Source organism: Staphylococcus sp. HMSC063A07 (assembly GCF_001836955.1).
GTDB classification, from domain to species: Bacteria; Bacillota; Bacilli; order Staphylococcales; family Staphylococcaceae; genus Staphylococcus; species Staphylococcus lugdunensis.
The window spans coordinates 154,280-172,791 of sequence record NZ_KV830932.1; the positions used below are offsets into that span (position 1 = coordinate 154,280).

Consider the following 18,512-nt stretch of genomic DNA (forward strand, 5'->3'; position numbering starts at 1 on the left):
TTAAATTTATAACATGAGGTTGAGACATCAGCTTAATATGCAACTAGAAAAGCTTTTTTAATGCGTTTTACCAGATGATACAAAACCCTCAGTTGTCCCGACCTCATAGTTCATTTTTACACATCTAAATCATTTATTCAAAAGTAAGTCTTGCAATTTTTTACAACAAATTATTAGAACTCTAATGTTGCTTTTGCTTGTTCAACAATATCATTTTTGTTTGGTAACCAAACATTTTCAGCTTGAGTGAATGGATAAACTGTATCAGCAGCAGCAACACGTGCAATTGGTGCTTCTAATGATAAAATTGCTCTTTCTTGTAATTCAGCAGCAACATTTGCGCCAACACCTGATTGACGTTGTGCTTCTTGAACAACAACAACGCGTCCTGTTTTTTCAACAGAAGCAACTAGCGTATCCATATCTAATGGCTGAACAGTACGTAAGTCAATCACTTCTACTGAATGACCATCTTTTTCAAGTTCTTCAGCAGCTTTAACGGATTCTTGAACCATTGCACCATAAGCGATTAAAGTGATATCTGTACCTTCTTTAACAACTTTAGCTTTGCCAATTTCAATTGTATATTCTTCTTCAGGTACCTCTTCACGAAATGAACGGTATAATTTCATATGTTCTAAATAAACAACTGGGTCATTAGATCTAATAGATGAAATTAATAAACCTTTTGCATCGTAAGGGCCTGAAGGAATAACCACTTTAATACCAGGTGATTGAGCTAAAATACCTTCTAAGTTATCAGCGTGTAACTCAGGCGTATGTACCCCACCACCAAATGGTGTACGAATAGTTACAGGAGCTGTTTTTGTACCACCTGAACGGAAACGAGTACGCGCGATTTGTCCAGCAACTTCGTCAAACACTTCAAAAACGAAGCCAAGGAATTGAATTTCCATAACTGGACGATATCCTTGAGTAGTTAAACCAAGAGCCAAACCACCAATACCTGATTCAGCTAATGGAGTATCGAATACACGGTCTTCACCGAATTCTTTTTGTAAACCTTCAGTAACACGGAATACACCGCCGTTAACACCAACGTCTTCACCGAAAATTAAAACATTTTCGTCATTTTGCAATTCAGTTTTAAGCGCATTGTTAATCGCTTGAACCATTGTCATTTGTGCCATGGCTTATTTCGACTCCTTCTCTTTGTAAATTTCATATTGTTCAGCTAAGTTTTGAGGCATTTCTTCATACATGATGTCCATTAAGTCAGTAACTTTTTGTTTTTCAACTTTGTCTGCCTCTTTGATTGCTTTTTTAATATCATCTTTAGCACGTTCGATTACTTCGTTTTCTTTATCTTCATTCCATAAACCTTTATTTTCAAGGAATTTTCTGAAACGTACTAATGGATCTTTTTTCTCCCATTCTGCATCTTCATCTGAAGTTCTGTAACGAGTTGGGTCGTCACCAGCCATTGTATGTGGTCCATAACGATATGTCATTGTTTCAATTAAAGTAGGACCTTCACCTGCAACTGCACGATCACGTGCTTCTTTAGTTGCTTGATAAACTGCTAATGGATCCATTCCATCAACTTGAATACCAGGAATACCTACAGAAATTGCTTTTTGAGCCAATGTAGTGGCAGCTGTTTGCTTACTACGTGGTGTAGAAATCGCGTAGTTATTATTTTGAATTACAAAAATTGCAGGCGCTTTATAAGCAGAAGCAAAGTTTATACCTTCATAGAAGTCACCTTGTGAAGATCCACCGTCACCTGTGTAAGTAATCGCTACTGCTTTTTTACCACGTTTTTTAATACCAAATGCGACACCAGCAGTTTGAATGTATTGCGCACCGATAATAATTTGTGGACTAAAGGCATTTACACCTTCAGGGAATTGATTTCCTTTGAAGTGACCTCTTGAGAATAAGAATGCTTCAGTTAATGGTAAACCGTGCCAAATAATTTGTGGTACATCACGGTAACCAGGTAAAATAAAGTCTTCTTTTTCTAAAGCATATTGTGAAGCTAATTGTGAAGCTTCTTGTCCTGCTGTAGGCGCATAGAAACCTAGACGTCCTTGTCTATTTAATGAAATAGAACGTTGGTCAAGAATTCGAGTCCATACCATTCTTTCCATCAATTCTACAAGTTGTTCATCTGTTAAATCAGGTACTAAGTCTTCATTTACGACATTACCATCTACATCCAAAATTTGAACCATTTCAAATTTCGATTGCGTCTCATTTAAAACTTTTACTGCATCGAATTGGGCTTGTAACTTAGGAGCCATTCAATTCACCATACCTTTCCCATATAATAGAAATTCATTTTATCCATTTGTATTGTATCATAAATAAATAGACCTGTTAATCAATTTGGAAAAGTTCTGTGTTACTAAAAAAGAATACAGATTGTCCATCTGTATTAGTCCATTTAGACAATCTGTATTAGTTAAATCATTCGCTTATTTTGTCAATATCTCCTTTTTCTTTATTGACCTTATTCAACGCTTTTATGTATGCTTCAAATTTTTGCTTAAATGTTTTTTGAGCCTTGTTAATTGCTTCTCCCTTTTCTTTTTCTTGTTGTTGCATAACCGTTTTTTGTTTCAACAATTTAAAGTATGATCGTTCTTTATCTAAAATATTACGATATGCTGCGGCATAATCATCGTGCTTTTTGTATTTATCTTTGAGTGCATCATCAAGTTCCTTGAGTTCTTTTCTTTTGGAATCATCTTTAATTTGATTAATATGTTTGCTTGCTTTTTTGAATTCTTTATTTGAAGCATTCATAGCTTTGACTTCTTTATTAAATTCTTTGCTTCTTTCATTGATATTACTAATCATCTTATCAGCAACTTTAACACGTGTGTCTGGATTATTAGTTACAATTTTTTTATAATACTGTTGCTTTTGCTTTTCTAAATCATTTAATTTTTGACCAGTTGAGTTTATAACTTGTTCATTGCTAGAGGCTTGTTGTATCGTATCTTCATAAGCTCTCACTTCTTTTCTATCCGTTGTACATCCGGCCAGCAAAAGAGTGGATGCAAGTAAGACACCCAAAGCTCGATATAATTTCATTTATAGTCCCTCCCGAGATATACTCACTGTAATGATTGTAATGATATAGAAAGTATTTTTATAAATCAAATCAAATAGCGTATAATAAATGCTATTCAATATAATAGATTATAATTAATAAAGGAAGGTGTATATTCATGTTAACTATGAAAGATATAATTAAAGACGGTCATCCAACATTACGTGCCGAAGCTCAAGATGTTGATTTTCCACTGTCTGATGAAGATAAACAAACTTTAAAATCTATGCGTGAATTTTTAATTAATAGTCAAGACGATGAAATTGCTAATCGATATGGCTTACGATCAGGTGTTGGCTTAGCAGCACCTCAAATAGATATTTCAAAGAAAATGATTGCTGTCTATTTACCTGATGATGGAAATGGTCGTTCTTACGATTTAATGTTAGTCAATCCTAAAGTGGTAAGCTATAGTGTTCAGTACGCGTATTTACCTACTGGCGAAGGTTGCCTAAGCGTTGATAAAAACATACCTGGTCTCGTTCATAGACACTACCGAGTAACAGTGAAAGCTAAAGACATTGATGGTAAAGATGTTAAACTTAGATTAAAAGGATATCCTGCTATTGTCGTTCAACATGAAATTGATCATTTAAACGGTATCATGTTCTATGATCATATTGATGCCGAACACCCTTTAACGCCACTACCTGATTCAATAGAAGTATAATTTGGGAACTGCTAAGCAGTATATTTACAATATTATATAGTTATCAATATATCATGGTGACATCATCACAGCTAGTATCTTTAAAACGAGATACTAGCTGTTCATTTTTGCCATAAAGCTTAGTTTTTTTATAATAATTATCAGTATATTATAAACTGCTTTATTTATTCCGTTACTTCATGTAAAATAATGAATAACTGGAATTTTAGTAAAGTACTTACTAATTTCAATACATGAACGACGAAATATACCCTAGAAAACATAACGGGCAGTAAGATTTTAATTTCAATTAAAAGGCTTGTATGTTGTGACATTTTATTTCATTAATTAAAAAACGAGCAGGACATTGGTACTTAGTTTAGCTACCCTGTGTATGTACTAGGTTCTTATTTAAATTCATTTAAAAGTTAACGTATTAGGAGGAAATAGATAACATGGCAATATTTAAAGTATTTTATCAGCATAATAAAAACGAGGTTATCGTACGAGAAAACACTCAAACTATTTATGTTGAAGGCGAAACAGAAGAACAAGTTAGACGCTATTTAAAAGATCGTAATTATAACATCGAATTTATTACAAAATTAGAGGGCGCACATTTAGAATATGAAAAAGAACATTCTGAACATTTTAATGTGGAGAACGCTGAATAATGAAACAATTACATCAAAATGAAGTAGGTGTATATGCACTTGGCGGTCTTGGAGAGGTAGGTAAAAATACTTACGCCGTTGAGTACAAAGATGAAATTGTCATTATCGATGCTGGAATAAAATTTCCAGATGACAATTTATTGGGTATTGATTACGTTATTCCCGATTACACTTATTTAGAACAGAATCAAGACAAAATTGTCGGTCTGTTTATAACACATGGTCACGAAGACCATATAGGTGGTGTGCCCTACCTATTGAAGCAAATTAATGTGCCTATATATGGTGGCCCATTAGCTCTAGGCTTAATTAGAAATAAATTAGATGAACACAATTTATTAAGAAATGCGGAATTGATTGAAATTACAGAAGATAGTGTAATTAAATCTAAACATTTTGAAGTATCATTCTATCTAACAACACACAGTATTCCCGAAGCATATGGTGTTATTGTTGACACACCTGAAGGTAAAATTGTTCACACGGGAGACTTCAAATTTGACTTTACACCTGTAGGAGCGCCTGCAAATATCGCTAAGATGGCGCAACTTGGTAAAGAAGGCGTATTGTGTCTGTTATCAGACTCTACGAATGCGCTCGTCCCGGACTTCACATTAAGTGAACGTGAAGTTGGCCAAAATGTGGATAAGATTTTTAGAAATTGCAAAGGCCGTATTATCTTTGCAACATTCGCTTCAAATATTTATCGTGTCCAACAAGCGGTAGAAGCAGCAATTAAGTACAACCGTAAAATTGTGACATTTGGTCGTTCAATGGAAAATAATATTAAAATTGGTATGGAGTTAGGCTATATTAAAGCTCCACCTGAAACATTCGTTGAACCTAATAAAATTCATCATATTCCAAAACATGAATTATTGATTTTATGTACAGGTTCTCAAGGTGAACCAATGGCTGCATTATCAAGAATAGCTAATGGTACACACAAACAAATTAAAATCATCCCAGAAGATACAGTTGTATTTAGCTCCTCACCTATACCAGGTAATACTAAAAGTATTAATAGAACCATCAATGCATTATATAAAGCTGGTGCAGAGGTTATTCATAGTAAAATATCTAATATCCATACATCTGGACATGGTTCTCAAGGTGACCAACAATTAATGTTACGCTTAATACAACCCAAGTTCTTCTTACCTATTCATGGTGAGTACCGCATGTTAACAGCACATGGTCAAACTGGTGTGGATTGCGGTGTACCAGAAGAAAATGTCTTTATTTTTGACATTGGTGATGTACTTGCTTTAACGCATGATTCAGCACGTAAAGCTGGTCGCATTCCATCCGGTAACGTCTTGGTTGATGGTAGTGGTATTGGTGATATTGGCAATGTAGTTATTCGTGACCGTAAACTTCTTTCTGAAGAAGGTCTCGTGATTGTTGTTGTTAGCATTGATTTCAAAACAAACAAATTATTATCTGGACCAGATATTATCTCACGTGGCTTCGTCTACATGCGTGAATCTGGACAATTGATATACGATGCACAACGTCGCATCAAAACTGATGTTATTTCCAAATTAAATAGTAATAAAGACATTCAATGGCATCAAATTAAATCATCTATCATTGAAACATTGCAGCCTTATTTATACGAAAAAACAGCGCGCAAACCAATGATTTTACCTGTGATTATGAAAGTCAATGAAGAATGATGTTTAGACCATACTAAGGGTCTCAGACATTAAGTTCTTAAACAATGTAAAAAAGCCAATTTCTATTAAAATTATTTGATAGAAATTGGCTTTTCCCTTATGTATTAGATAATATACAGCTCGTTATCATTTTAGGGGGATAAGATGTAGCCCCACGATGGTGTTTGAATTCATCGAATTCATTATCTGGGATTGTTTCAACAATTTCATTTACATATCGAGAGATATCATTTGTAGGAATAAGAATTGAAGTTTCTATTGGTAGTGTAAGTTGCGTCACGTTATAATCTTTATACATAAGGCACCTCGTTAATTTAGTTTAGTGAAGTTTATTAAATGATACGAAAGTGCCTTATTTTTTTAAAGTATGTTGATGTAAAATTACATATAAATGCGACGTATTTTGGCGAGACTCTTGAGGAAACAGGACGAGCTGAAGACTACAGGCTGAAGCTGTCCCCTAAGAAAGCGAGCCAACAATACGAAGTATTGAATAAAAAGAAGCGCTCAGATGAGTTGAATTCAATTCATCTGAGCGCTATTTTTCTGAGATTTATATCCCAGCCTCTTTTTATGTTTAAAATAGATTATTTCTTAGCGAACAATTTTCTTTTCAAAGCGATTTAAATCATTATCATGTCCAATCATGATTAAAATATCGCCAATTTCAATATTGATATTTGGGTCTGGTGATACAATAATTTCTTTACCCCGCTTTATTGCAATGATATTGATTCCATATTGAGCTCGAATATCTAAATTGACAATGGACTGTCCAGCCATCTTTTCACTCGCCTTAAGTTCAACTAGTGAATGTTCATCAGATAACTCTAAATAATCAAGCACACTGGCACTTGCTACATTATGTGCAATACGTCGTCCCATATCCCGTTCTGGATGTACTACCGTATCTGCCCCAATTTTATTTAATATTTTAGCATGATAATCATTTTGGGCTTTAGCCGTTACTTTCTTAACACCTAGTTCCTTTAATATCAACGTTGTTAAAGTACTAGATTGAATATTTTCCCCTATGGCTACGATGACATGATCAAAGTTTCGAATACCTAAACTTTTCATTACTGCTTCATCCGTAGTGTCAGCAATGACCGCATGTGTTGCAATATCACTATATTCATTAACTCTAGCTTCATCGTGGTCAATCGCCATAACATCCATATCAAGTGCGTTTAGTTCTCTAACAATACTTCCCCCAAAACGTCCTAATCCAATCACAACGTACTCTTTATCCATAGTAAGTATACTCCTATCATGATAGAAATGAGGATAGGTATAATAAAGAACCCAATCCTCACTCAATCTTTATTTCTGATTTTTGACAATCCCTTTATTGTCTGTTGCTAATCTCAATAATAATATTAACGATGGAATAAGTAAAAGTAAACCTAAAATAATAACAATCATAAGTGTTAATCCTGTAGCAACACTAACTGTAGTATCTGTTATTTTAACAAATGGATATACAATATAAGGTAACTTACTCAACCCGTAACCGAAAAAAGCAAAAAACAGTTGTAATATCATCATAAGCATTGCGATTCCATGGTATTTTTTTAACAAAGCTAGAGACATCGCAATGATAAAACATAGTAAACTTAAAGTAAACATCCACCAATAATTATATATCGCATTGGTAAAATGATTCGCATTTTGAATTCGTAATGATAGAAAAACAAATAATGAGACCATAATCATTGGCATACTCCAAAGCAACAGCCACTTTCTTACAGTTAAATATACGTGTGTATCTTTTAATTTTGCTGCAGAATATGTTAAAAAACCTGCTGAAATATACAACACTGTTATCACGGCTAAAAAGACTACTGACCAAGCAAACGGGCTAATGGCCAGTTGCACCCAATTCAAATCAAGGTGTGCGCCATCTTCTATAATATAACCGCCTTCTGATATAGTGAGAACAGATGCTAATGCAGCCGGAATTCCTAATCCAGACAAACAATATATCAACAGCCATGGTAGACTTATGTCAGCTCTTTTATTGATAAAAATATAACTGCAACCTCTGATGATTATACAGATAAGTGCTATTGAACCAGGAATTAAAATCATTGTATTCAAATAGTGAATTGCTGATGGAAATAAAGCAATCATACCTACATAACAAAACACGCAACATATATTAATTAAGCCCCAAATGGGATTTATCATATATTTATAAAGTACTTTTACCTTCTTCTCTTCACCAGACATGTGCATATAAAAAGCAAAGCACCCTGTTCCAAAATAAATACCCGCAGCAATGACATAAAAAAATAAACAAATCCAAAGCACCAGCATACTTATCCCAGTGTATGCCATTACTGCTCACCTCTTTCCATTAGAACAGAATTAAATACATCATATGTAAAACTACAAGGACACTTACATGCCACTATAGTGTTTAATTCATTGTTATATGGTGCTAATAATACATATCTCTTTTTAACTAAATTCATGCTTAATATCACCCTCACGTTGATTTCATAGTATAAACAATTAGATATATAGTATATAAATATATGCACTATAAAAAAATCATTTTGTCCTATTTTCACATATTGTTCATAAGTTGATTTTTGAGCGTTATTTTTATATAGTAAATCCAGTATAAAAATGAAAGGATAACTTTATGGCACACATTACACTTTATACACAAGACGATTGTCCACCTTGTTCCTTTATTAAGAATTATTTACATGAACATCAAATTCCTTTTGAAGAAAAACATATAAAGCATCAAGCTTATCGTGTGGAAATGTTAGAGTATGATGCGTTTGCAACACCGTTTATATTGCTTAATGACGAACCAATGTATACTGTAGATATTGATAAAATTAATCACGCATTCAACATAACAGTATAATCAGTTAGACACTGACTATTGTTTTTATTTATAAAAAGAAGAACCTTACTGACAATAATTGCCAATAAGGTTCTTCTTTATTGTGAAATTAAATTTTATCGAGCTATATTGTGAACTAATTCTTTTACTTGTTCTTGTGTTGAACAATTAATCGCTCTATTAGCTAATTCCGTCATTTCATTTTTACTTAATCCATTAATTTGACGTCTTGCTTTTAAGATAGATGTTGCACTCATAGAGAATTCATCTAAACCTAAACCAAGTAATAATGGAATTGCTGTTTCATCGCCAGCCATCTCGCCACACATACCAGTCCATTTACCTTCTTTATGAGAAGCTTCAATCACTTGTTTCACTAGACGTAAAATAGCTGGATTATATGGTTGATAAAGGTATGATACACGTTCTGACATGCGGTCAGCAGCCATTGTGTATTGAATCAAATCATTAGTACCGATACTGAAGAAATCAACTTCTTTAGCAAAGATATCAGCTAATGCAGCTGTTGATGGGATTTCTACCATTATTCCGAGCTCGATATCATCTGACACGTCATGTCCTTCATTTTTTAGATTTTCTTTTTCTTCTAAAAGAAGCGCTTTGGCATCTCTAAACTCATTAATAGTAGCAACCATTGGGAACATAATATTTAATTTTCCATATGCTGAAGCACGTAAAAGAGCGCGCAACTGTGGTCTGAAAATATCTGGTTGATCTAAGCACAATCGAATCGCACGGTAACCTAAGAATGGGTTCATTTCTTTAGGCAAATTAAGATAAGGTAGTTCTTTATCTCCACCAATATCTAATGTACGAACTACGACGCGTTTATCTTTCATCGTTTCAAGCACTTTTTTATATGCTTCAAATTGCTCATCTTCAGTTGGCATTTGATCTCTGCCCATATATAAAAATTCTGTTCTATATAAGCCAATGCCTTCAGCACCGTTTTCAATAACGCCATACAAGTCATCTGGCGTACCGATATTCGCTGCAAGTTCAGCATGAATACCATCTAAAGAAACCGTTTCAGCATCACGTAGTTTTTGAAGTTCTTTTTTATCTTCAAAGAAACGTTCACGTTTATGTTGATATGCGATCAGTTCATCTTCAGTTGGATCAATAATAACATCACCAGTTATACCATCAACAATAATCATATCTCCTTGTTTAACTTGGTGTGTGATTGATTTTGTACCAACGACAGCAGGGATTTCAAGTGAACGACTCATAATTGCTGAATGACTTGTTCTACCGCCAATGTTTGTCACAAATCCTTGAACAAAGTCTTTATTTAATTGTGCAGTATCTGAAGGTGTTAAGTCATTCCCCACAATAACGACACTTTCATCAATAATACTTGGGTTAGGTAATTCCACGCCTAGAATATGTGCAAGTAAACGTTTAGATACGTCTCTAATATCTGCAGCACGCTCTTTCATATATTCATTATCCATTGATTCAAAAATCGTAATGAATTGTGATGTCACTTCATTTAATGCTTGAGGTGCATTCACTTTCTCATTAGAGATTTTATCTTCAATTGGTTGAATTAATTCAGGATCATCTAGGACTAATAAATGCGCATCAAAAATAGCTGCTTTGTCAGCACCTAATTGTTTTTCTGCATTATTTCTAATTTTAGTCAATTCAATTTTAGATGCTTCTACAGCATTTTTAAATTTATTGATTTCAGCATCTATATCAGTGATTTTTTCATTGGTGAATGATAAATCTGGTTCAACAAGTAAATATGCTTTTGCAATAGCAACCCCATCTGAAGCTGCAATGCCGTTGATTAAGTTAGACATAATTATTCAGTTAAACCTTCTTTAGATAAGACATCACTGATTGATTGAATTGCATCCGCTTCATCGCTACCATCTGCATAAATAGTGATTTCTGCGTCTTTACCTACACCTAAGCTCATTACACCCATGATTGATTTTAAGTTAACTTTTTTACCGTTATATTCTAATTGAATATCTGAATCAAATTTAGAAGCAGTCTGAACTAACATTGTAGCTGGACGTGCATGAATTCCTGTTTCATCAATAATTACATATGATTTTTGTTCCATAGTAAAAGTCTCCTTCTTACAGTTAGAAAATTCATTTTTCAGTCATCTAACGTATTTTTATACAATAACACTACCAAATTATATTAATAAATTCAATTCGTATATAGTGAGATATTGTTGTATATGTTGATTATACTACATAAAGTTACATTTAAATAATATCCTTGATTACTTTTTCACATTTTTCAATATGATCTTGTCCCAATTTGTTCATAAAATAATAACTAATAGATGCTGAAATTGCTTGACCTACTAATGGAAACCATCGCGTTTGTTTGGCAGCTGCTCGCTTAGCCATGTCCTTAATAACAATTTTAAGCACAGCACTTGATACTTTTTTGCCGATGAATTGACTACCTTGAATAGCAGCCGCAGCAAAAATACGTTCTCTTAAATCATCTCCAAGTGTGTTTACTTGTTTATGATCTAATCCATATAGTTTGTTTACATCTTCAATAATATCGCGCATCAATTTAATATCTACACCAAAGTCCAATCCAGGAATAGGTACAACAGAAGCCGTTGAAGACATCAAAGATTTTCTTTTAACGATTGCCTCTGCCCTTTCACGACATCTAGCTAACTCATCCTGTGTCGTTGGCATGGCATTTTTTTCTTTAATATCCTCTATTTTAAATACTTTTTGACCTACTTTAGTCGTTATTCGATTACTTAAATTTTGTCTAATCCCCATGAAATATCACCTTTCATTTTGTGTCATGACGGTATTATACCCACTTCACTAAATTTAATTCTTGATTTGAATAAAAACTGCTTTCAAATATTTAGACGGTTTATAATGCGGATGCGTTTTAAAGTCCTTCGGCAAACCCATGACTTCTTTAATTTCATAATCTACATTCGCCTGTTCTAAAGTCGATTTAATGACAGATTTAAATGCTTTTAATGAGAAGATACTTGAGTTTGTGCATAATAACAATACACCATTTGGCGCTAGAACGCTTAATGCACCATTTATGAGCTCATCATAATTTTTTTGTACGGAAAAAGTTTTCTTTTTATTACGTGCAAAACTTGGCGGATCAATCACAATCGTATCATAAAAGCGATTGTGTCTATGTGCATATTTATAAAAATCAAATGTATCCATTACATAAATGAATTGTGTCTTAGGATCTATGCCGTTAAGACCAAAATTTTCTTCCGTTAAAGCTCTAGAACGATTAGCCAAATCAACACTTGTCGTTGATTGTGCATGATTAGCTGCAATAACTGAAAAAGCTCCTGTATAGCTGAATAAATTAAGGACATTTTTTTGTTCAGCATATTGATCACGTAGCTTTTTACGCACTTCTTTTTGGTCTAAAAATATTCCTGTCATTAATCCATCATTTAAATCAACATTGTAAAATGTAAAATTCTCTTCAATAACTATCGGAAATTGTGGTGCTTCTCCTTTGACGAAACCACCTGAATAATCAGCATCTTTAAATCTCATTTTTTCGTAAATAGATTTGTAAGGAATAACTGTTTCTATCGCTTGCAAAATTTCAAATTTAAATTTGTAGATACCTTTTGAATACCATTGAACAAGTAAATGACCGTTATAATTATCAATCGTTAAACCGCCAATTCCATCTCCTTCAGCATTAAACAAGCGAAATGCATTTGTACCATCAATATGAAAATAGTAGTCACGTTCAGCTAAAGCATCTGTGAATAATTGTGTGAAAAATGAAGTAGTAATCTCTTCACTTGGATTATAACTTAACACCCATCCTAATCCTTTATGTTGCCGTCCTACATATGCTGTGGCAATATAACGACCTTGATCAGTTGTTAACTGAAATAAATCGCCCTCTTTTAAATGATCCTGGCGATAAATATCTTCTTCATCTACTAAAGGATAATGATTTAAATATTTTTGTTCTTTCCCTTTATTTATAATAGCTGTCTTCATAAACGTTCTCTGCCTTCCTTTATTAAAATATGTTAGGCTTTATCACTGTTTCTTTTATATTAACAAATTTATAGATATCATCATAAAAAAGAGATTGGCCTGTAAATCGTTTCTAATCAAAGAAAAATGGCAATTTCCATCCAAATCGTGGCAAAACTACCATTTTTATAATTGATACATTATATTTTAGTTTGTAAAGCGTTTATTCTTAATTATATTTAGCAATCATTTATTAAATTATACGTGAGTGTGTTATGTTTTAAAACTATTCTGGAGCAAGACAGCATTCATAATGAAATTTTAGTTCCACCCCGGCAAGATTGTGTAGGATTGAAAAAGCCTGGTATAAGCGTATTTTCAATCTGGTCAACTACTGCCAATATAGCGTTCATAACCTATAACATCAATGATATCCTAGACTCATTGATGACAAGGTTCTTGAAAGAATAAGCCAAGTTAAAAACTAGGATCCTATCAAAAAATTTCAAGCACTACCAGCTTGTGTAGACTCAAGCTGTACCTTAGAAAAATGGAGAAATATGATATTTAACATAAACTAAGCTCTAAGACAATTCTTCAATTTTGAAATCATCTTAGAGCTATGCCTTTGTATTTAAATACTGACCTTTATTATTTTAGCATTCATATTCCAGCCACTATCATAACGACATTCGTTGGTCGATCATATATCATTTATGGCTCATCTCTAACTTGTAAACTAAATGCTACAATAACTGCTATCAACATAATGATTAATGTTGGCGTAATAAATACGGATAATAGTAATCCATGAATCATGATGTTGATAAATTCTGTAAGTAATTTAAAGAACAGAATACTAATCATAAACAATTGCAAATAATAAAATTTACCGCGTAAATAGTGTGTCAACGTCGTTGCAATATACACAATAATAATAAATATTAGTATAAGCAATGTAACCCATTCAATGACATACTGTGTTTGAGATATTTTCCACTCACCAGAAACAAAAAGCGAATTTCTATTGTTAAATTCAATAAAGGTAAATAAGAAAATAATAATACCACAAAAGATTTCTACAAATACTGGCTTTACCCATTTTGGCTTACGCATCCAATTTGGAATATCATCTTCTTCAATATTAATGATATTTTTAACTTTGTTTTTGAATTTGTCTCTTTTCTTTCTAATTTTATCTAAATCGACACTTCTTCTAGTCTTACGTGCATATTCTGTTGTCTTATCTTGAAGTTGCTTTAAGTGAACTTTCGTTTGATTTGAAACATTGCCTTTTGATGTTCTAGATAAATCATATTCTTCACCTAACTCTTCTTTTGTTAATGGTAGCGCACGTCTTAAGAATAAAAAGTTCCAAATAGACATTTGCCCTAACAACCACATAATAATGAAGAAAGTATTTACACTTAAAATATCAATAGGTGCAATTTCATTAGCATCTACTTTGCCGTATAAAGAAATTTGTGTAATAAGGTAACTAATACCATATGACAATATAATCCACAAATAATGATTCTTTCTATTGTTTGGATTTAATTCATCTTTATATACAATATAACCAATATGAATGACAAATGGGAAAATAAAAATAATTGCCCAGAAACCATAAACTTGCGTCATTAATAAAATCGTAATGATAAAGAAAACGATTCCGAATATTAAATAAAAAATTGAAATATCATAATCATACTTCGTTGTTCTAAATAATGTGTAGCCAATAAAGATGACTAAGACACCAAAAAGGATAATGATTATAGCACTTATAATAGGAAAAGCGCCTATAAACCTACTCATCACTCTAATAATTTCACTAAAAAATGCATTCAGGAAGTCCCATACCGAAAAAATCTTTAAATCAACTTTTTCCTTTTGATTAAGCTCTTTAATTAAAGGCAAGTTAATCAAAACAATGAGACCTGTGAAAAGTGAAACGAAACCGATGATATAACTGAAAATAATCTCGGTGTGTTTCTTAAGAAAAGACATACTGTTCACCTCAAAAGTTATTATATATGAAGAAGCCCGACTTGTCTTTAATATTTCATTAAATACGACTATAGACTTAGCAAAAGTTTAACAATAAATGGTCAGGGTATACAACAAATATAATCACTATTAAGGAGTGTTATTTATGTCAAATGAAGAATTAAATAAAAAATCCGCAGAAAAAGCTAAAGAAGCTGAAGAAAAGCTTAAAAAGGAAAAAGAAAGTACAGAAGATAGCATAGAACAAACTAAAAAAGATGTTCAAGACACATTAGACTAAACGTAATATAATTTATTTCGCAGTGCACACTGCTTCTTATATTAAATTTAAATATGTTAAGTTAAATCTATGGGAGCGGGACAGAATTCATAATAACTTCTGTCTCGCTCCCAAATTTTCATTGTTAATCATTAATGATAGATGTGAAAGTGTATGTAAGATGCTTTTTTATTTCTTAACCACTTTTATTATAATTTATTGAAATTGCCTTGACATCAAGTACCAAAAAGCATACATTTAAATTAAATTACATAAACGCACTAGGGGTGTTTAAACTGAGATGAAGCCTTGCTTCAAACCCTTCGAACCTGATCTAGCTTGTACTAGCGTAGGAAAGTGACGATAAATTGCAATGCTTATCGTTTAAGCATTTATTTTTTAACGCACATCTTTCTACGTGAAGGTTGTGCGTTTTTTTAGGAGGCAATTTTTATGTCAAAAGGTTTAAAATTATCTGAAATACTAGTTACAGTGTTAATCGCTGTTATTTTTGCCATCATTTATAACTTGTGGTGGTTTCCATATGAATTTGCAAAAGTTGCTGGTTTACACCTTGAACAACTGACTTATGGTGTATGGTTTATGGCCGCAATCGTGGCATACTTAATCATACCTAAACCAGGAATTGCAATCATCGCTGAATTTGCAGCTGGTGCTGGGGAAACAATTGTTATGGGTAAATTTGATATTCCTACTATTATTTATGCCATACTGCAAGGTGTTGCATGTGAAATTATTTTTGCTATCTTTAAATATCAATCTCGTAGCGCTGTAGTAGCTATGTTAGCCGGGTTACTTACTGCACTTATTTCATTCCCAGTTGATTACTTTTATGGCTATTTAAATGAAGTTGCTGGTTGGAACTTACTTCTATTTATCGTTTTCCGCGCCATTAGTGGTATCATCCTTGCTGGTTTATTATCTTACATCGTCGTCAAAGCGCTGGATCAAACCGGTGTTACAAAATTATTCCGCCCAGCATCTAAACAAGATTATGACAACCTATAAGGGGACATTGACGTGTTAAAAGTTACAAATTTACGTTTGAAATATCCAAACGGAGAACGCAAAATTTTTGATCACCTTAATATTGAAATTAAAGACAAAGAAAAAGTGCTTTTACTAGGTCCATCTGGATCTGGTAAAAGCACCTTGCTTAATGTATTAAGTGGTATCGTACCCAATTTGATTGATTTGCCAATGAAATATGATGAGCTTGAAATCGACCCTCATAGTGGTGTGATTTTTCAAGACCCTGATACACAATTTTGTATGCCTAAAGTTTATGAAGAACTCGCGTTTGTTTTAGAAAATAAGCAAGTACCGCAACATGAGATGAATGCTCAAATTGAAGCTGCTTTGAACTCTGTAGACTTGAAAGTAACAGATCAAACATTTGTCAATCACTTAAGTGGCGGTATGAAACAAAAGCTTGCGATCGTAGAAACAATCCTTCAAGATGCAAGTACACTATTTTTAGACGAACCAACTGCGATGCTCGATGTCGAAGCAACTGCAGAACTATGGAATAAACTTATTGAACTATGGGCAGATCAAACTGTACTTATTGTCGAACATAAAGTTGAACATATTTGGAATCATGTCGATAGAGTAATACTTATGGATTATGAGGGACATATTATTGCAGATAACACTCCGGACTATGTATTAACACATTGTGAGGATTTATTAACTGAATTTGGCGTGTGGCATCCAAAAGCCTGGGAACATGCACCAACTCGACAACTGATATCAACAGAAAAATCTGAGCCACGCTTTAATTACAAAAATGGAGAAATTATCCGAGGAAAGAAAACATTAATTCAAATCCCTGAAATATCTATTGGTACAGGCGAATGGATAACGATAACTGGGAAAAACGGCACAGGTAAAACCTCATTAATAGAATCGATTCTTCAATTAATAAAGTATAAAGGCCAAATGTATTATAATGGCACAGTCATTAGTAAGATTAAACAAGCAGCCCAACATATGTATTTGGTATACCAAAATCCTGAATTACAATTTATTACCAATTCTGTTTATGATGAGATACATATTCATTATAATCACCAAGATCCACAAGTTGCAGATGATAGAACAAATGAACTACTTACATTGTTACATTTAGACGCCGTCAAACAGCAACACCCTTTCGAACTTTCCATGGGCCAAAAACGACGTTTAAGTGTAGCAACTGCATTAAGTTCTAAAGCGGATATCATTTTACTAGATGAGCCGACATTTGGATTGGATAGTCATAATACTTTCCAACTTATTGAACGCTTCCAGCAACGCGTGAAGCGTGGGCAAACGATCGTTATGGTTACACATGACCCAGAAATCATCAAACGTTATCCTACACGTCGTTTACATGTGGAAAATGGACAACTTCTTGAAATGGCAGGTGTTACACATGTTTGAACGATGGAAAAAACGCTATACCTTCATGGATGATGTGAATATTATCACTAAATTACTTTTAGGTATTACCCTGTTTTTCTTTGTTATTTTTATTCACAATTTTGATTACATGCTTTATATTTCAGCATTAATGTTCATCTTTTTAATGCTTTTTAATGGTACTGAGTTAAAAATTACACTTGCTTTCTTATTTGCTACAATCTTATTTGCACTCACGTCATCATTATTTATGATTTTATATGGCAATGGCGAACATTTTATTTTTAAACTAGGAATTATTCAAATAAGTACAGAAAGTATTGTCAGAGGACTTCATATTTCATTGCGTACTATTACAGTTTCAATGTTTGGTATTCTTATTGCACTAACCTCTCAAATCGTCATGATTTTTTACAGTTTAATGCAACATTTAAAAATAAAACCGAAAATCGCTTATGCGTTTATGGCAGCTATTCGTATGGTACCTCTGATTATCTCATCACTTATTCAATTACGCCGTTCGTTAAAGATGCGTTATCAAATGATAGATAAGTCGAACTATAAAGGTTTAAAACGCTTTAAGCATTTATTAATTCCGATACTCAGTCAAAACATCCGTCGTGCCCATCAACTTTCAGTAGCTATGGAAACGAAAGGATTTAAAGATGGTCCCAGAACATATTACTACAATGCGCCATTTTCCTATAAGGATGTCTTATTAGTGCTTTGTTTTGTAGGTATTATCCTATTATCATTTTATTTATCAGCACACTTCCCTATTACAGGCATTCAAGATGCTCGCGTATCCGGGAAGCTTAGCTAAATATTGTTTGAGCGCTGGGACACAAATCCCAAAATAATAGCACAAAGATGG

At 33.1% G+C, this 18,512-nt stretch carries 18 protein-coding genes, 1 pseudogene and 1 riboswitch; of the genes and pseudogenes, 8 read left to right on the plus strand and 11 right to left on the minus strand.

Annotated features, from left to right (window positions below):
* Window positions 1-173 precede the first annotated feature (173 nt).
* From HMPREF2597_RS10695 to HMPREF2597_RS10705, 3 genes are all read right to left on the minus strand, one after another.
* Window positions 174-1,151, minus strand: coding sequence for an alpha-ketoacid dehydrogenase subunit beta (locus tag HMPREF2597_RS10695; RefSeq protein ID WP_002459424.1), 978 nt, complete (start codon window positions 1,149-1,151; stop codon window positions 174-176).
* 3 nt (window positions 1,152-1,154) lie between these two features.
* Window positions 1,155-2,267, minus strand: a complete 1,113-nt coding sequence (pdhA, locus tag HMPREF2597_RS10700; RefSeq protein ID WP_002459425.1) for a pyruvate dehydrogenase (acetyl-transferring) E1 component subunit alpha — start codon at window positions 2,265-2,267, stop codon at window positions 1,155-1,157.
* 166 nt (window positions 2,268-2,433) lie between these two features.
* Window positions 2,434-3,063 carry a YkyA family protein gene (locus HMPREF2597_RS10705; RefSeq protein ID WP_002459426.1) on the minus strand — a complete coding sequence of 210 codons (630 nt, stop codon included), beginning with the start codon at window positions 3,061-3,063 and terminating at the stop codon, window positions 2,434-2,436.
* A gap of 137 nt (window positions 3,064-3,200) precedes the next feature.
* Between HMPREF2597_RS10705 and def the strand changes: the two genes are divergently transcribed.
* The 3 genes from def (at window position 3,201) to rnjA (ending at window position 6,084) form a co-directional block, all read left to right on the plus strand.
* Window positions 3,201-3,752: a peptide deformylase gene (gene def / locus HMPREF2597_RS10710; protein WP_002478367.1), complete on the plus strand. Its 552-nt coding sequence runs from the start codon at window positions 3,201-3,203 to the stop codon at window positions 3,750-3,752.
* Window positions 3,753-4,186: 434 nt separating this feature from the next.
* Window positions 4,187-4,405: a DNA-dependent RNA polymerase subunit epsilon gene (locus HMPREF2597_RS10715; RefSeq protein ID WP_002459428.1), complete on the plus strand. Its 219-nt coding sequence runs from the start codon at window positions 4,187-4,189 to the stop codon at window positions 4,403-4,405.
* Complete coding sequence (gene rnjA, locus HMPREF2597_RS10720) at window positions 4,405-6,084, plus strand: ribonuclease J1 (RefSeq protein WP_002478368.1); 1,680 nt, start codon at window positions 4,405-4,407, stop codon at window positions 6,082-6,084. Before HMPREF2597_RS10715 ends, rnjA begins: the two co-directional genes overlap by 1 nt.
* Before the next feature lie 109 nt (window positions 6,085-6,193).
* Here the strand turns inward: rnjA and HMPREF2597_RS10725 are convergent.
* The 3 genes and pseudogenes from HMPREF2597_RS10725 to HMPREF2597_RS10740 form a co-directional block, all read right to left on the minus strand.
* Window positions 6,194-6,382, minus strand: a pseudogene (locus tag HMPREF2597_RS10725) (IS5/IS1182 family transposase); the annotation flags it as partial.
* 296 nt (window positions 6,383-6,678) lie between these two features.
* Window positions 6,679-7,338 carry a potassium channel family protein gene (locus HMPREF2597_RS10735; RefSeq protein ID WP_002459431.1) on the minus strand — a complete coding sequence of 220 codons (660 nt, stop codon included), beginning with the start codon at window positions 7,336-7,338 and terminating at the stop codon, window positions 6,679-6,681.
* A 69-nt stretch (window positions 7,339-7,407) separates the two neighbouring features.
* Window positions 7,408-8,424, minus strand: a complete 1,017-nt coding sequence (locus HMPREF2597_RS10740; RefSeq protein ID WP_002478370.1) for a cytochrome d ubiquinol oxidase subunit II — start codon at window positions 8,422-8,424, stop codon at window positions 7,408-7,410.
* 310 nt (window positions 8,425-8,734) lie between these two features.
* Here HMPREF2597_RS10740 and HMPREF2597_RS10745 point away from each other — a divergent pair, with 310 nt between their 5' ends.
* Entirely contained in the window at window positions 8,735-8,968 is a 234-nt protein-coding gene (locus HMPREF2597_RS10745) for a glutaredoxin family protein (protein WP_002459433.1), read from the plus strand.
* Between the two features lie 95 nt (window positions 8,969-9,063).
* Here HMPREF2597_RS10745 and ptsP read toward each other — a convergent pair whose 3' ends face one another.
* The 5 genes from ptsP to auxA all read right to left on the minus strand — a co-directional run bounded on the left by ptsP (window position 9,064) and on the right by auxA (window position 14,955).
* Window positions 9,064-10,779 (minus strand): phosphoenolpyruvate--protein phosphotransferase, encoded by a 1,716-nt coding sequence (gene ptsP / locus HMPREF2597_RS10750; protein ID WP_002478372.1) that lies wholly within the window; start codon window positions 10,777-10,779, stop codon window positions 9,064-9,066.
* Between the two features lie 2 nt (window positions 10,780-10,781).
* On the minus strand, window positions 10,782-11,048 hold the full coding sequence (locus tag HMPREF2597_RS10755; protein ID WP_002459436.1) for a phosphocarrier protein HPr: 267 nt from the start codon (window positions 11,046-11,048) through the stop codon (window positions 10,782-10,784).
* A 151-nt stretch (window positions 11,049-11,199) separates the two neighbouring features.
* Complete coding sequence (locus HMPREF2597_RS10760) at window positions 11,200-11,742, minus strand: hypothetical protein (RefSeq protein WP_002478373.1); 543 nt, start codon at window positions 11,740-11,742, stop codon at window positions 11,200-11,202.
* Between the two features lie 54 nt (window positions 11,743-11,796).
* Window positions 11,797-12,969 (minus strand): class I SAM-dependent rRNA methyltransferase, encoded by a 1,173-nt coding sequence (locus HMPREF2597_RS10765; protein WP_002478374.1) that lies wholly within the window; start codon window positions 12,967-12,969, stop codon window positions 11,797-11,799.
* A gap of 693 nt (window positions 12,970-13,662) precedes the next feature.
* Entirely contained in the window at window positions 13,663-14,955 is a 1,293-nt protein-coding gene (gene auxA, locus HMPREF2597_RS10770) for a lipoteichoic acid stability factor AuxA (protein ID WP_002459439.1), read from the minus strand.
* A gap of 145 nt (window positions 14,956-15,100) precedes the next feature.
* Here auxA and graF point away from each other — a divergent pair, with 145 nt between their 5' ends.
* The 4 genes from graF (at window position 15,101) to HMPREF2597_RS10785 (ending at window position 18,461) form a co-directional block, all read left to right on the plus strand.
* Window positions 15,101-15,235: a glycopeptide resistance-associated protein GraF gene (gene graF, locus HMPREF2597_RS12815; protein WP_002459440.1), complete on the plus strand. Its 135-nt coding sequence runs from the start codon at window positions 15,101-15,103 to the stop codon at window positions 15,233-15,235.
* Between the two features lie 252 nt (window positions 15,236-15,487).
* Window positions 15,488-15,587, plus strand: a riboswitch (TPP riboswitch).
* Window positions 15,588-15,667: 80 nt separating this feature from the next.
* Window positions 15,668-16,243: an ECF transporter S component gene (locus tag HMPREF2597_RS10775; protein ID WP_002459441.1), complete on the plus strand. Its 576-nt coding sequence runs from the start codon at window positions 15,668-15,670 to the stop codon at window positions 16,241-16,243.
* Between the two features lie 12 nt (window positions 16,244-16,255).
* The gene (locus tag HMPREF2597_RS10780; RefSeq protein ID WP_002459442.1) at window positions 16,256-17,659 is read left to right on the plus strand and encodes an ABC transporter ATP-binding protein; all 1,404 of its coding nucleotides are present in this window, start codon (window positions 16,256-16,258) and stop codon (window positions 17,657-17,659) included.
* A complete protein-coding gene (locus HMPREF2597_RS10785; protein ID WP_002459443.1) occupies window positions 17,652-18,461 on the plus strand; it encodes an energy-coupling factor transporter transmembrane component T family protein in 810 nt (269 codons plus the stop codon). The genes HMPREF2597_RS10780 and HMPREF2597_RS10785 overlap by 8 nt, the downstream gene beginning before the upstream one ends.
* Window positions 18,462-18,512 lie beyond the last annotated feature (51 nt).

Excerpts from the sequence above, each read along its gene's own strand:
- HMPREF2597_RS10775 (WP_002459441.1), top strand. The coding sequence starts at position 15,668 with ATGTCAAAAGGTTTAAAATTATCTGAAATACTAGTTACAGTGTTAATC.
- auxA (WP_002459439.1), bottom strand. The coding sequence starts at position 14,955 with ATGTCTTTTCTTAAGAAACACACCGAGATTATTTTCAGTTATATCATC.
- HMPREF2597_RS10715 (WP_002459428.1), top strand. The coding sequence starts at position 4,187 with ATGGCAATATTTAAAGTATTTTATCAGCATAATAAAAACGAGGTTATC.
- HMPREF2597_RS10785 (WP_002459443.1), top strand. The coding sequence starts at position 17,652 with ATGTTTGAACGATGGAAAAAACGCTATACCTTCATGGATGATGTGAAT.
- HMPREF2597_RS10765 (WP_002478374.1), bottom strand. The coding sequence starts at position 12,969 with ATGAAGACAGCTATTATAAATAAAGGGAAAGAACAAAAATATTTAAAT.
- ptsP (WP_002478372.1), bottom strand. The coding sequence starts at position 10,779 with ATGTCTAACTTAATCAACGGCATTGCAGCTTCAGATGGGGTTGCTATT.
- HMPREF2597_RS10760 (WP_002478373.1), bottom strand. The coding sequence starts at position 11,742 with ATGGGGATTAGACAAAATTTAAGTAATCGAATAACGACTAAAGTAGGT.
- def (WP_002478367.1), top strand. The coding sequence starts at position 3,201 with ATGTTAACTATGAAAGATATAATTAAAGACGGTCATCCAACATTACGT.
- HMPREF2597_RS10740 (WP_002478370.1), bottom strand. The coding sequence starts at position 8,424 with ATGGCATACACTGGGATAAGTATGCTGGTGCTTTGGATTTGTTTATTT.
- pdhA (WP_002459425.1), bottom strand. The coding sequence starts at position 2,267 with ATGGCTCCTAAGTTACAAGCCCAATTCGATGCAGTAAAAGTTTTAAAT.
- HMPREF2597_RS10705 (WP_002459426.1), bottom strand. The coding sequence starts at position 3,063 with ATGAAATTATATCGAGCTTTGGGTGTCTTACTTGCATCCACTCTTTTG.
- HMPREF2597_RS10735 (WP_002459431.1), bottom strand. The coding sequence starts at position 7,338 with ATGGATAAAGAGTACGTTGTGATTGGATTAGGACGTTTTGGGGGAAGT.
- HMPREF2597_RS10755 (WP_002459436.1), bottom strand. The coding sequence starts at position 11,048 with ATGGAACAAAAATCATATGTAATTATTGATGAAACAGGAATTCATGCA.
- graF (WP_002459440.1), top strand. The coding sequence starts at position 15,101 with ATGTCAAATGAAGAATTAAATAAAAAATCCGCAGAAAAAGCTAAAGAA.
- rnjA (WP_002478368.1), top strand. The coding sequence starts at position 4,405 with ATGAAACAATTACATCAAAATGAAGTAGGTGTATATGCACTTGGCGGT.
- HMPREF2597_RS10745 (WP_002459433.1), top strand. The coding sequence starts at position 8,735 with ATGGCACACATTACACTTTATACACAAGACGATTGTCCACCTTGTTCC.
- HMPREF2597_RS10695 (WP_002459424.1), bottom strand. The coding sequence starts at position 1,151 with ATGGCACAAATGACAATGGTTCAAGCGATTAACAATGCGCTTAAAACT.